This window comes from Abyssibacter profundi, from assembly GCF_003151135.1.
In the GTDB taxonomy this organism is placed as follows: domain Bacteria; phylum Pseudomonadota; class Gammaproteobacteria; order Nevskiales; family OUC007; genus Abyssibacter; species Abyssibacter profundi.
This window is the reverse complement of the sequence record NZ_QEQK01000010.1, coordinates 20,616-33,063: the sequence shown is the minus strand read 5'-3', so window position 1 is coordinate 33,063 and position 12,448 is coordinate 20,616. Positions and strand designations below refer to the sequence as shown.

Genomic DNA, 12,448 nt, shown 5'->3' with positions numbered 1-12,448 from the left:
ACTAGCGTCCCGACTCCATTTGCTGAGAGCCGTCCGGGGCGAGATGAAAACAAGAATTACCGAAATGTGCGGAATCCGGCACCCAATTATTCAGGGTGGCATGCACTTCGTCGGCTTTGCCGAGCTGGCCGCCGCGGTGTCCAACGCCGGCGGGCTGGGAATCATCACCGGGCTGACGCAGCGGACGCCGGCCGATCTCGCCAATGAGATCGCGCGTTGTCGCGATATGACCGACAAGCCGTTCGGCGTCAATCTGACCTTTCTGCCCATCGTCAACGCGCCCGACTACCCCGGGTACGTGCAGGCCATCATCGACGGTGGCGTGAAGGTCGTCGAGACTGCTGGGAACAACCCGGCCAAGTGGCTGCCCCTGCTGAAAGAGCACGACATCAAGGTCATCCACAAATGCACGACCGTGCGCCATGCGCTCAAGGCGCAGTCGATTGGCTGCGACGCCGTGTCGGTGGATGGTTTCGAGTGCGGCGGTCACCCGGGGGAGGACGACATCCCCAACATGATTCTGCTGCCGCGTGCGGCCGAGGAATTGGAGATTCCCTTTGTGGCGTCCGGCGGCATGGCCGATGCACGTTCGTTGGTGGCCTCGCTGGCTATGGGTGCCGAGGGTATGAACATGGGCACGCGGTTCATCGCCACCCAGGAGGCGCCGGTGCACGAGAACGTGAAGCAGGCGATTCTTGCGGCCACCGAGCTCGATACGCGGCTGGTCATGCGCCCGCTGCGTAACACCGAGCGAGTGCTCACCAATGCGGCCGTCGAGCGGTTGTTGGCCAAGGAGCGGGAGCTTGGTTCCGAGATCAGCTTTGATGACATCAAGGACGAAGTCGCGGGCGTCTACCCCAAGGTCATGCTCGACGGCGATATGGATGCTGGCGCTTGGTCCTGCGGCATGGTGGCGGGGCTGATCCACGACATCCCCACCGTGCAGGAACTGGTTGATCGCATCATGCGCGATGCCGAGACGCTGATTCGCCAACGGCTGACCGGACTGCTGGACAGCTAAGGCCTCAATCCGCGCTGCTCTGAGCGTTCAGGCCATTCGCGGCCAGTTGGCCAAGCGCCGCTGGCTGCGACCGGCCTCACCGTCACTGCCCCGCGCCCGGGCCAAGGCCCGGGCCAGCTCGCGGCGCGTGTCCCGCGGGTCGATCACGCGGTCGATCAGGTTGCGCTCGGCTGCGGGCCAAGGGGCATTGGCCCGGCTCATGTCCTCGATCATCTGTGCACGCAGTGCCTGTCCTTCCTCGTCGGGGAGGGCTGCGAGGCGTCGTCCGTGGGCCACGTTGACGGCAACCGCCGGGGCCATGAATGAGATGTCGGCACCGGGCCAGGCCAGCATGAGGTCATTGCCCATGTTGCCGCCGGACATATTGCAGTGGGCCATGCCGTAGGACTTGCGCACCACCAGGCTGACCCGGGGCACGCGGCTGTGATGCAGGGCCTCGATGAAGTTCATGATCTTGAGCGGCATCTGCCGTTCTTCGGCACGGCGCCCAACGAAGAAGCCCGGTGTGTCATGTAGGAACACCAGCGGGATGTGGAACGAATCGCAGAGACAGATGAAGCTGGTGGCTTTCTCACAGGCTCCTGGGCCCATGGCGCCGGCGGTCACCTTGGGATTGTTGGCCAGCAATCCGACGACATGGCCGTCGATGCGCGCCAACGCGGTGATCAGACTGCCGTCGTAGCTGGGTTTGAGTTCCAGCAGAGAACCCGTGTCGACCACCTGCTCCAGCAGCCGATGCATATCGTAGGGCTGGCGCGGGTCGGTGGGCACGATGTCCAGCAGCTCGGGTAGCGGCGTGTCCACCGGCTGGGAGGTCGGGGCCACGGGGGGCAGGTCGCGGGCGCTGGAGGGGAAATAACTCAGACAGTGTCGGGCCAGTTGCAGCGCGTGTTCATCGCTGTCGGCGAATAAATCGACCAGCCCGGTGGTGTGCGCGTGCAGCGCCGGGCCGCCCAGGGCCTCGGCCGTGGCCTGTTCGCCGGTCGCGATCTCGAGGATAGATGGGCCGCCGACGCACATGGCCGTGCCTTTGACCTGAATGACGATGTCGGACACAGACGCTGTCCAGGTCGGGCCGCCGTAGCACTCACCCATGATGAGTGTCAGCAAGGGGATGCTCCGGTCGCGCGGCGGCTGGTCGATGCGATAAACCATGCTCATCATGCCGTCCGAGCCCATGATGTCGGGGACACGGGCGCCGCCGGCGTCACCCAGGTGAATCATCGGATAGCCCTTGCGCTGCGCGTAGGCCATGAGCGCCATCTGCTTGCCCACCCCGATGCGACCGCCCGCGCCGGCCAGGACCGTCACGTCATCGGCGCTCACCGCCACGGTACGGTCGCCGATCTGGCCGTAGCCGCAGATCTTACCGTCGGCAGGGGTGCGGTCCCGGGCCTCGGGCAGGTCGCTGCGGGCCAGCAGGCCCAGTTCGTCGAAACTGTCGGGTTCCAGCAGGGTGGCGATGCGCTCGCGGGCCGTCAGGCGGCCCTTTGCATGCTGGCGCGCGATCCGGTCGGGGCCACCCATGGCCAGCGCATCGGCCTGCCGTGTTTCGAGTGCGTCCAGGCCATGCGAATCGGGAGGGGTCATCTGAATCCGGGTACGGAGGGGCTGATCGCATCAGCCTGCCTCGTGTACTGCGGTGTTTTCAACCAGTTGCCGGAATTCTCCGGTCGGCATGGGCTTGGCGAGTAGATAGCCTTGGATGTCGTCGCAGCCGAGCCCGACCAGCGTCTGAAACTGGGCCTCGGTCTCCACACCCTCGGCCACCGTGGTCAGGCCCAGGCTGCGGGCCAGTGCCACAATCGCACTACAAATCGACTGTTCCTGCCCGGCCTGGTCGACGCCTTGCACGAACTCGCGGTCGATTTTGACCGTGTCGATGGCAAACGATTTGAGGTGGGTCAGCGACGAGTAGCCTGTGCCGAAGTCATCCAGGGCGATGGAAAAACCCGCCTCTTTGAGCTCGCGCAGGGTGTCCCGTGTCTGCTCCACATCCGATAGCAGCGCCGATTCGGTCAGCTCCACTTCAATGCGCGCTGGGTCGATGCCTGCCGAAGCCGTGGCCTGCACCAGCGCCCGGACGGTATGCGCCTGATTGAGGTTGGCCGCAGACAGGTTGATTGCAATGCGCAGGGTCAGGAGTTTCGGGCTGTCCCAGGCTTTGAGCAGCGCGCAGGTCTTATGGATGACCCAGGCGTCCAGGTCCTGGATCAGGTCGGACTCCTCGGCCAGCGGTACAAACGTGGACGGCGGAATCCACCCGAGTTCACGGCTATTCCATCGCAGCAGGGCTTCGGCGCCGACGATTTGACGCGCCCGCGTGAATTTCGGCTGTAAATACAGTTCGAGTTCATCCTGGGTGATGGCCTGGCGCAGTCGCGTCTCCAGCAGCAGGCGGGATTCCAGGCGCGAGGTCATCTCGTCGTCGTAAATCGCCACCTGCCCGGGCTGCGGGCTGGAGTGTGCAGTGGCGGCCGTCACCGCGTAGTGCACCAGCGTGCCGATGTCCCGGGCGTGTTCCGGCGCACGTGCCACACCGATGGCTGCGGCAACCGAAACACGATGTTCGCCCACCACCAGTCCTTCGGACCAGCCCGCCTTGAGGCGTTCCGTCAATGCAGCGAGATCATCCTGCTCAGGTGCGATTCGCATGAAGATGACGAATTGGTCGGCGTCCAGGCGGGCGACATCTCCACGGCCAACGGCGTGCTCATGACTGTGGATGGCCCGGACCAACTGAGCGGCCAGGCTGCTCCACATATCGTTCGCCATGTCGTGTGGCAGGGACTGGCCGATTTGCTTGGGAATCGCGAACCGGATGCACAGGACCACCAGGTGATCGGTGCTTCCCTCGATTCGCCGCAATGCCTCGGCCCCGCGCTGCTCGAACAAATCCCGGTTGGGCAGGCCCGTAATACGGTCGTAATAGGCGAGTTGGTTGAGGCGGGCATCGCGCTCCTGAGCCCGAAAGCGCAGGCGCAGAAACAGCCAAAGCAACGAACCGGCCATGGCCACATACGCCAGCCACGCCCACCACGTGGCCCAGGGTGGGTGCCGGATCTCAATGGCGAGTTCATAGGGTGCTGACGCCCAGACCCGGTCGCTATTGGCCGCGCGAATTTTCAGTGTGTAACGCCCGGGGTCCAGGTTGGTGTACGTCGCCCGGTTGCGGGTGCTGGGCGTACTCCACTCCCGATCGAAACCCTCCAGTTTGACCGAGTAAATATTGCGCTCCGGGGCGGTGTAATCAGTCGCGGCGAACTCGAAGGCGAGGACGTCCTGGTCGTGATCGAGTTCGATGGCGCGGGTGAGGTAAGCCGGGCGGTCATTGGGCAGGGACTCGCCGAAAAGCAAAATATCGGTCAGCAGCACAGAGGGCGGGCGTCGATTCATCTGCAGGGCGGCGGGGTCAATCTTGTTGAATCCGCCGGGCCCACCGAAGTAGAGCGTGCCGTCTTCAGCACGGTGGTGTGCACCGAAGTTGAACTCATCGCTGAACGTGCCGTGACCCTGGTGAAAGATCCGCACATCTCGGGTCGCCGGGTGATAGCGCATGAGCCCATTACTGCTGCTCAGCCACAGATGCCCGTCGCTGTCGGGTTCAATCCCAAAGATCACATTGCTGGACAGGCCGTCAGCGGTGGTGATGAGATCGAAGCGGGGCGCTGCATCCTCAATGGAACGCCGTGACAGTCGGGCAAGCCCGCGCGCGGCTGTTCCCACCCAGACGTCCCCCTGCGTGTCGACGTGCAGGCTGTAGATTGAATCGGAGGGCAGTTGATGCGCCACATCGGGCCGCGCCCGATATCGGGTGACCTGGCCGGTGACGAGGTCCAGTGCTGTGAGTCCGTTGGCCTCGGTGCCAATCCAAAGTTCGCTGTCTTGCGCAACGGCCAAAGCCGTGGCCCGCACGTGTTCCATGCCGGCGAGTTCACCTTCAAAGCCGAGGCGTTCGATCGCCAGTGTTTGACTATCGATGCGGGCGACACCGCCGTTGAACGTGCCCGCCCACAATGTGCCCGCAGGCCCCTCGGCGAGTGACATGATGCCGGGGGCGCCGATGGCATCACGCTGCCAAGGCTCCGATGGTTTGCGTTTGGGTGCGACAGGGAGCGCGGTTAATGTCTTGTGGGACGGGTCGTAGCGCAGCAGCCCGGCCGACAGCGTGCCAATCCAGACGGTGCCGCTGGCATCCCGCTGCAGCGACATGACGCTGTCCTGCAACTGCGCGCGTTGCCCAGGCGGCAGGGCCGGACCGATCTCGCCCGATGCCGTGAGTTCCAGCAGGCCGGCGCCGATGGTGCCAATCCAGGTAGAGCCGTTCTCCCATTCAAGGAAGCTGTTGACATGCACGCCTGACAGTTCTTCAGGCGTGCGTGGTCCCATGGACCAGCTTCGCGGATTCCAGACGCCGACCCCGCCTCCGCGGGTACCGATCCAGATCAGACCCGAGGCATCCTGCATCAGGCTCATGACCAGATCATTTGGCAGGCTGAACGGATTGGCCGGCTCGTGGCGAATCTGTTGTGCGGTGCCATCGTTGCGAAGCAGCGTCACGCCGTTGTCGGTGCCCAGCCAGATACGCGAATCGGCGTCCTGCATCATCGCCCGCACGCGGTTGCCTGCCAGCTGGGGTTGGCTTGAGTCGGCGCTCGTCAGGTGTGTGAAACGGCCTGTGTTGGGGTCCAGCCGCGAGATGCCAGATTCGAAAGTCGCGACCCAGATCCGGCCCTGCAGGTCTTGCATCAGGGTGGAAATATTGTTGTCGATAGGCGCCTGTTCCGGCCTTGATTGCGGGCTCAGGACATAGCTGTTGAGTGTCGAGCGGTCGGCGCTGATCTGATGGACACCCTGCTCAGTGCCAATCCAGACGGACCCGTCGCGTGATCGCAATAACGAGGAAACTCGCCGCAGCCGCTCGCCGAGCGGTGAGGGCTGGTCATGCAGGTACTGGGCAAGGGTTTCTCCCTGCGTGCTGATGACGAGAACACCGGCCGTTCGGGTCGCAATCCAGACTTCGTCCTCTCCGGTCACGAGTAGGTCACTGACCCGCGTTCCGGTCAGCACCTTCCCGTTGAGTCCGCGCAGTGTGATGGGCTCGAACACATCGCGCTGGCGGTTCCATCGGATAAGGCCTGCGTCGTCGGTGCCGAGCCAGAGGTTCCCGTCTGCGTCTTCTTCAATGGCCCAGATGTAGTCGCTGCCGAGGCCGCCTTCGTCGCCGGGTGTGCGGTAGTACGTCTTGATGGTTCGCCCGTCGTAGCGGTTTAAACCATTCTCCGTGGCCAGCCAGACAAACCCGAAACCGTCCTGATGCATGTCCAGCACGGTGCTTTGGCTCAGGCCATCTGACAGGCTAACCCGATCAAATGCCAGTGGGTTGACCGGCGCCCCATAGGCGAGTGGAGATGCCAGACCGGCACATGCGGCCAGCAGTGCGCAGCCCAGTCGGTGAAGTCGGCCAAGTCGTGTGGGTCGAGCCATGGGGAAAGTATGCCGCGTTCGGTGTGAGGAAACTGCAATCCACCGTTGGTCGCCTGATCAGCCCCGTTCCGGGAGGCGGAGGGGTGAAAGATCGTATCTCTTACGATTGTGCAGGCTATGTTGTGAACGTACGATTTTGACTGAAAGCAATAAGGTTCGCCCAAGGCAGGCGCGGACCATCATATTTTCTGGGGCTCAAGGATTGGCCGCCTCACACAGGCCAAATCATCATGAAATTTTTCATTTGGATAACAGGTGCCGCGCTTGCGGCGTCAATGGGATTCATGTCCCTCTCGCAAGAGCGGGCGGACCGTACCGTGGAGGGGGCGCAGGTGGAGCCCGCTGCTCAGTACATCGTGCAGGCGAGTAGTGCAGAGGTTGCCCAGGCACTGATTTTGCGGGTGGGCGGCGAGCTCATAAGCGAATTGGCCGCGATTCGTGCAGTGAGTGCGCGACTCACGGACGGGCAGTTAAAAGGTGTACGCCGGCACGAGGGTGTCCGGGTTTACGCCGATCAGCCGGTTAAGGTCAGCGGCCGGACGCCCGAGACATTTTTTGGTGAGTGGGTGGGTGCCGATGTGCTCCACGCCAGTGGCATCGACGGTCGTGGTGTCGGCGTTGCGGTCATTGATACCGGCTTATGGCAGAAGGTGGCCAAAGAAATCGACGTCTCCGAGGGCGTGAGCACTGAGGGTCTGTACACCGGCGGAGAACCGATCAGCTTTGACGGAGAGCAGGTGGCCGATGACAGCGGTCACGGTACCCATGTGACATCCGTGATCGCCGGCCGGGAGCTTAGCCCGTCTGGCGCTTACGAAGGTGTGGCGCCCGGTGCGGACGTGTATGTCGTCAAGGCATTCGATAGCAACGGCGAAGCGTCGTACATCGATGTGCTGGAGGGCATTCAATGGGTGCTGGACCAGCGCGAACGCCTGAACATTCGCGTTCTGAATCTTTCATTCAGCGCCGAAGCACTGTCGGCGTACTGGGATGACCCGCTGAACCAGGCCGTGATGCGGGCCTGGCAGGACGGATTGGTGGTCGTCACTTCGGCTGGCAACACCGGGCCGGAGCCGTTTTCGGTGGGCGTCCCTGGGAACGTCCCCTACGTGGTGACGGTGGGGTCGGTAGACGACAACTACACGCCGGAAGACCACACGGACGACTTCGTCTCGTCGTTTTCTGCGAGCGGTCCCACCTACGAGGGATTCGTCAAGCCGGAGATGGTCGCACCGGGCGGGCATATCACCGCCCATATGAATCCGAATGGTGAGCTGGCGAAGAACTATTCCGAGTATATGGACCGCCAGGGTCTGTATTTCACCATGTCGGGCACGTCGCAGTCGGCCGCTGTGGTCTCGGGTGTGGCCGCTTTGCTGCTTCAAGCCGAACCCGGACTGACTCCGGATGAAGTGAAGTGCCGACTGATTAACGCATCCAAGCCGGTCGTCACAGAGACTGGCGAACTGCTTTATTCCTTCTTCCAGCAGGGCGCCGGGGTGATCTACGCGCCGCATGCGGTCTACAGCGCGATGTCTGGTTGCGCGAACAGAGGTCTGAATATCGCCCGAGACCTGGCGGGTGAAGAGCACTATCTGGGGCCGGCCGCCCAGGACGAGGACGGCGAATTCTTCCTGCGTGACCCCCAGACCGGTGAGGCTGTCGACCAGGATGGGTCGCGCTGGGACGGCCTGTACTCGTTGGTGGGTGGGTACACCTGGGGTGGAGCCGGTAGTGGCGGTACCACGGCGGATGGTTACACCTGGGGCGGCGCCGGCAGCGGTGGCACGACGGCGGATGGCTATACCTGGGGTGGCGCTGGCAGCGGTGGCACGACGGCGGATGGCTACACCTGGGGTGGAGCCGGCAGCGGTGGCACAACGGCAGATGGCTACACCTGGGGTGGCGCTGGCAGCGGTGGCACAACGGCAGATGGCTACACCTGGGGTGGCGCCGGCAGTGGCGGCACCACGGCGGATGGTTACACCTGGGGCGGCGCCGGCAGCGGCGGTACCACGGTCGATGGCTATACCTGGGGCGGTGCCGGCAGTGGCGGCACGACGCTGGACAGCCTGCTGCCCGAGTTGGACACCATCGACTTGCAGGTGAACCGGTGGGTTTACCCGGACCCTCCGCAGGTGAATGGCAAAGGGGGAAAGCCCGAGTAGTGCCATCCCGACAGTTTGACTAGACGTTCACGCCCGAACTCGTAGTGTCGAGTTCGGGCGTTTTCGTTTCTGCGGCCGGGTCACGGTCGCAGGTCGCTGATCAGCGCTGGAAGGGGGTACTGGGGATGGTCGACGGGCATCAGTGGATTGCCTCGATGTACGCCAGGGTGGCGGATACGCCGCCGGGGCGTTTGGCAAGCGGGCTGGCCGATGCGCTGAATCAGCGCTGGGGCGTTCGTGCCTTGCAGTGGGTTTGTCTGGAACCGAATGCGCAAGCAGACCGCCGCCAGATTCTGGTGGATCAGCTGCCGGCCGAACTACCGGCTGAAGGCGTGATCAAGCGGGTGGTCGAGGCCCCGGCAGATCGTGATCTGCACGAGTTCTGTTTGCTCCAGGAAGCAGCAGGCGCTGCCCGGGCGGATGAGTTGGACGCCGCCTTGCTGCACGCCGCCAATGCCTGGTCGATCTGCAATCGCTATGCGCGTCGAGGCGTCGGGGCACCGTCGTCCGTTGTGGAGGCGGCGCCAGACACCGGTCGGGCTACGGTGGATGGCGAGGGCCGTATCCTGTGGGCGAACCCGCGTTTCACAGCCCTGATCACGGACCGGCTGGATGCGGGGCACGCGCTGGAGTCGCTGCCGTTTCAGCTCCGCTGGTCCCCCCGGGTGGCCGCCGGCGGCATCATCTGGCGTGGGCTGCATTTCCAGGTGCGGCGGAACCACGACGACTTTGATTTGACCGTGCGAGAGGCCCGTCAGGATATGCCGGCGATCACCGAACGCGAGTGGGCGGTGGTTCGTGAGCTGTGCGCCGGAAAGACCTACCGCCAGATCGGCGAGACGCTGCATATGGCGCCGACAACGGCGTCCTCTCACACCTATAAATTAATGGACAAGCTCGGTCTGCGGCGTAAGCACGAGCTAATCCAGTGGTGCCAACGTCAGGCGGTCCGCGTGCGCTAATTCAGTTGTCAGCGATCGCTCAGCTGGCCGGTTCATGCTGGTCGCTCCTGAGAGACTGGAGAGCGCAGATGGACCCACTCAAGCTGATCGTTCTGGTGGTGATGGCCGTTGCCGCCCTTTCTTCAACCGCCGAGGCGCAGGCCCCCCGCGAGCAGGCCTTGCTGGATGCGGTGGATCGAGCCGATGCCAAGCGCGGTCGCCACGCCGAAGAATCGAAGCATGGGCGTGGCCGCGACCACGCGCCGCCGGGGTACCACCGGCGCGGCCGACCCGATCACCGCAGAGGCCACCGTCCGAGGCGGCATGACCCGTGGTATGGGCGTCACCATCGACACCCTCGTGACCGGCGTTGGATTAGCGAGTACGAGGCCCGACGCCTGGCGGCGCAGCACTACGCGCTGGGCATTCGCAGCGCGCACTTCCACGACGGCCTGTGGACGCTGATCGGTCATCGCCACGGTCATGGATCGATTCGGGTTGTGCTGGACGCATTCTCGGGGCAGGTTGTTGGCTACTTTCCGCTGCATCCCCACCGAGGCTGGCGTTGGTAGCGAACAAATCGATTCGTTGGTTGTTATGCGCCGGGTTGCTGGCAGCGTCTGTGGGGCCGGCCATGGCACGGCCGATAGGCGACCCCTTACAACACCGGGTGCGCGATGGCTGGAGCACCCAGGCGGTTTCGCGGGCTATGTCCGAGATACAGGCGCGGCATGGCGGGTCCATGCTGCGCCAGCAACCCAGCGGCGACACTTTGCTGGTGCAATGGAAGACCCGGGCCGGTGTGCAGGTCTTTGTGATCGAACCCGACAGCGGTCGGTGGTACCCCGCAAGGCGGCGTGATGCGCGTTCTGGTCGTTGACGATGATCCGGCCTTGCGGTCCGGGTTATGCGAACAGCTGCAGGCGGCGGGGCTGGATGCGGAATCGGCGGCACGGGCCGACGAGGCGGACACCTGGGTGCGTACGACCCGGTTTGCCGCTGTGGTACTGGATCTCGGGTTACCGGATGGCGATGGGCTGGATCTGATTCGCCAGTGGCGCCACCGGGGGATCGACACGCCCGTGCTCGTGCTGTCGGCTCGTGGAACACCCGATGAGCGGGCGGACGGACTGGAAGCCGGAGCAAATGACTATCTCGGCAAGCCATTTCATGGCCGTGAACTGCTGGCGCGTCTGCGACGACTGATGCAGGGCAACGCATCGCTGCGCGAACCCTTACGCCTGGGCCCTGATGGCTCGGTGCGATTCGACCTGGTTGACGAGTCGGTCGAGCGCGAAGGTGAGCAACTGGCCTTGTCGCCGACCCTGCGCAGGGTGCTCGGTGTGCTGGTTGCCGCGCGGGGGCGCGCCGTGAGCAAGGCCCATTTGATGGACCAGGTCCGTGATCTGGAAGCGGTGGCGTCGGACAACGCCGTGGAGCAATGGATTCGTCGTCTGCGTCAGCGACTGGGAGCGGCGCTGATTGTGACGGTGCCCGGCCAGGGTTACGCGGTGACGCTGTTCCGTCGGTCGCCATGATGCAGTCGCTACGATGGCGGCTGGGTGGCGCCGTGGCGGTGGCCGTGGGCGTGGTGCTGTTACTCGCCGGGTTCTGGCTGGCCGGGCAGCTGCGCGCTGCCATGGAACAGGCCGCCAGGACCCGGTTGCAAGCCACAGCAGAGCACCTGTCTGCGTTCCTGCCTTTTGAGTCTCCAGAGCAGTGGTCACAGGGCGAGTATGCCCAGCCTTACTCCGGTCATTACTGGGTGTTGGTTGCCTGGCCGGCCGGGCAGGTGCCTGCGCAGTACGCGCGCTCTGCATCCTTGACCGACTTCCCGCTGCTGGATGGCGCTGTTAAGGCATTTGAGCACGGCGGACAACCGCAGTTGTGGCGTCAGCAGGGCCCGCTGGATCAGGACCTGATCTCCGTCCTGGTACCGCTGCCTGTCGGGCCGGAGCCGGGTCGATTCATGATGTTGATTGCCGCACCCGCTGAGCCGCTGGATACGCAAACCCGCCATGTCATCGGGGCGCTCTGGCGCGGCGGCGTCATCATCTGGTTGCTCAGTATCGTGACGGCCGGGCTGGCGATTGCCGCCGCGGCCCGGCCCATCCATTTGCTGCAGCGGCAATTGGAGGATCTGGATCAGGCGCGCCGGCAACGGCTGGATGCGGCGGTGCCTCTGGAATTTCAGGGTCTCGTACGAGGCTTTAACAGCGTGCTGGATCAGCATGCTCGAACGGTGGCGCGGCACCGCGATGCGGTCGCCCGGTTGGCTCACGAACTCAAGACTCCGCTGGCCGCACTGCAGCAGGATGCCGAGGCCGCCGACACCGTGCCTGCCCGCACCGTACTAGCCCGTGTGCGTCGCATGCTGCCGCCCATAGAGCAGGAGGTGGCCAAGGCGCGCATCCATGGCCCGACCCCCGGGCTGGAGCCTGTGTTGCTGGCTGAGCAGATCCGGCGAGCGGTACAGGTGTGCTGCGTGGATCACGCCATCACGCCGGCAGACATCGAGCTGCGCGTACCCGACAGGTTACGCGTGCCGATCGAGGCGAGGGACCTGTACGCGGTGGTCTGGAACCTGATTGACAACGCCTTGCGCCACGGCGGGTTGCCTGTGCGCGTGCAAGCGGAGGCCGCGGGTTTCGAGGTGCATGATGCGGGCACCGCAAGCCAGCCGGCGTCCTCCAGCGGCCTGGGCCTTGGACTGGTCGAGACCGTGCTGGAGACCTATGGCTGGCACTATGAGATCCGCAGTAGCGAGCTGGGCGGACGCTGTGTCCGGGTGAGTCCCCGGAGCCAGAATGCCCCGACCGCCTGAGGCGGCC

At 64.3% G+C, this 12,448-nt stretch carries 9 protein-coding genes; 7 read left to right on the top strand and 2 right to left on the bottom strand.

Annotated features, from left to right (window positions below):
• The first annotated feature begins 43 nt into the window (after positions 1-43).
• Positions 44-1,021, top strand: a complete 978-nt coding sequence (locus tag DEH80_RS11730) for an NAD(P)H-dependent flavin oxidoreductase (protein ID WP_109720695.1) — start codon at positions 44-46, stop codon at positions 1,019-1,021.
• 27 nt (positions 1,022-1,048) lie between these two features.
• Here DEH80_RS11730 and DEH80_RS11725 read toward each other — a convergent pair whose 3' ends face one another.
• Entirely contained in the window at positions 1,049-2,611 is a 1,563-nt protein-coding gene (locus DEH80_RS11725; protein ID WP_109720694.1) for an acyl-CoA carboxylase subunit beta, read from the bottom strand.
• A gap of 30 nt (positions 2,612-2,641) precedes the next feature.
• Positions 2,642-6,508 carry an EAL domain-containing protein gene (locus tag DEH80_RS11720; RefSeq protein ID WP_109720693.1) on the bottom strand — a complete coding sequence of 1,289 codons (3,867 nt, stop codon included), beginning with the start codon at positions 6,506-6,508 and terminating at the stop codon, positions 2,642-2,644.
• 284 nt (positions 6,509-6,792) lie between these two features.
• Here DEH80_RS11720 and DEH80_RS11715 point away from each other — a divergent pair, with 284 nt between their 5' ends.
• From DEH80_RS11715 to DEH80_RS11695, 6 genes are all read left to right on the top strand, one after another.
• Positions 6,793-8,676 carry a S8 family peptidase gene (locus DEH80_RS11715; protein ID WP_165831447.1) on the top strand — a complete coding sequence of 628 codons (1,884 nt, stop codon included), beginning with the start codon at positions 6,793-6,795 and terminating at the stop codon, positions 8,674-8,676.
• Between the two features lie 125 nt (positions 8,677-8,801).
• The gene (locus tag DEH80_RS11710; protein WP_109720691.1) at positions 8,802-9,638 is read left to right on the top strand and encodes a helix-turn-helix transcriptional regulator; all 837 of its coding nucleotides are present in this window, start codon (positions 8,802-8,804) and stop codon (positions 9,636-9,638) included.
• Between the two features lie 68 nt (positions 9,639-9,706).
• Entirely contained in the window at positions 9,707-10,189 is a 483-nt protein-coding gene (locus DEH80_RS11705) for a hypothetical protein (RefSeq protein WP_109720690.1), read from the top strand.
• A 62-nt stretch (positions 10,190-10,251) separates the two neighbouring features.
• On the top strand, positions 10,252-10,497 hold the full coding sequence (locus tag DEH80_RS17190; protein ID WP_133249223.1) for a hypothetical protein: 246 nt from the start codon (positions 10,252-10,254) through the stop codon (positions 10,495-10,497).
• Complete coding sequence (locus DEH80_RS11700; protein WP_109720689.1) at positions 10,478-11,155, top strand: response regulator transcription factor; 678 nt, start codon at positions 10,478-10,480, stop codon at positions 11,153-11,155. Before DEH80_RS17190 ends, DEH80_RS11700 begins: the two co-directional genes overlap by 20 nt.
• Positions 11,152-12,441: a sensor histidine kinase gene (locus DEH80_RS11695; protein ID WP_109720688.1), complete on the top strand. Its 1,290-nt coding sequence runs from the start codon at positions 11,152-11,154 to the stop codon at positions 12,439-12,441. Before DEH80_RS11700 ends, DEH80_RS11695 begins: the two co-directional genes overlap by 4 nt.
• Positions 12,442-12,448: the final 7 nt, after the last annotated feature.

What these genes read in the sequence shown, in the direction of transcription:
- DEH80_RS11730 (WP_109720695.1), top strand. Translation starts at nt 44, where the DNA reads ATGAAAACAAGAATTACCGAAATGTGCGGAATCCGGCACCCAATTATT.
- DEH80_RS11715 (WP_165831447.1), top strand. Translation starts at nt 6,793, where the DNA reads ATGTCCCTCTCGCAAGAGCGGGCGGACCGTACCGTGGAGGGGGCGCAG.
- DEH80_RS11725 (WP_109720694.1), bottom strand. Translation starts at nt 2,611, where the DNA reads ATGACCCCTCCCGATTCGCATGGCCTGGACGCACTCGAAACACGGCAG.
- DEH80_RS11700 (WP_109720689.1), top strand. Translation starts at nt 10,478, where the DNA reads ATGCGCGTTCTGGTCGTTGACGATGATCCGGCCTTGCGGTCCGGGTTA.
- DEH80_RS11705 (WP_109720690.1), top strand. Translation starts at nt 9,707, where the DNA reads ATGGACCCACTCAAGCTGATCGTTCTGGTGGTGATGGCCGTTGCCGCC.
- DEH80_RS11720 (WP_109720693.1), bottom strand. Translation starts at nt 6,508, where the DNA reads ATGGCTCGACCCACACGACTTGGCCGACTTCACCGACTGGGCTGCGCA.
- DEH80_RS11710 (WP_109720691.1), top strand. Translation starts at nt 8,802, where the DNA reads ATGGTCGACGGGCATCAGTGGATTGCCTCGATGTACGCCAGGGTGGCG.
- DEH80_RS11695 (WP_109720688.1), top strand. Translation starts at nt 11,152, where the DNA reads ATGATGCAGTCGCTACGATGGCGGCTGGGTGGCGCCGTGGCGGTGGCC.
- DEH80_RS17190 (WP_133249223.1), top strand. Translation starts at nt 10,252, where the DNA reads ATGGCACGGCCGATAGGCGACCCCTTACAACACCGGGTGCGCGATGGC.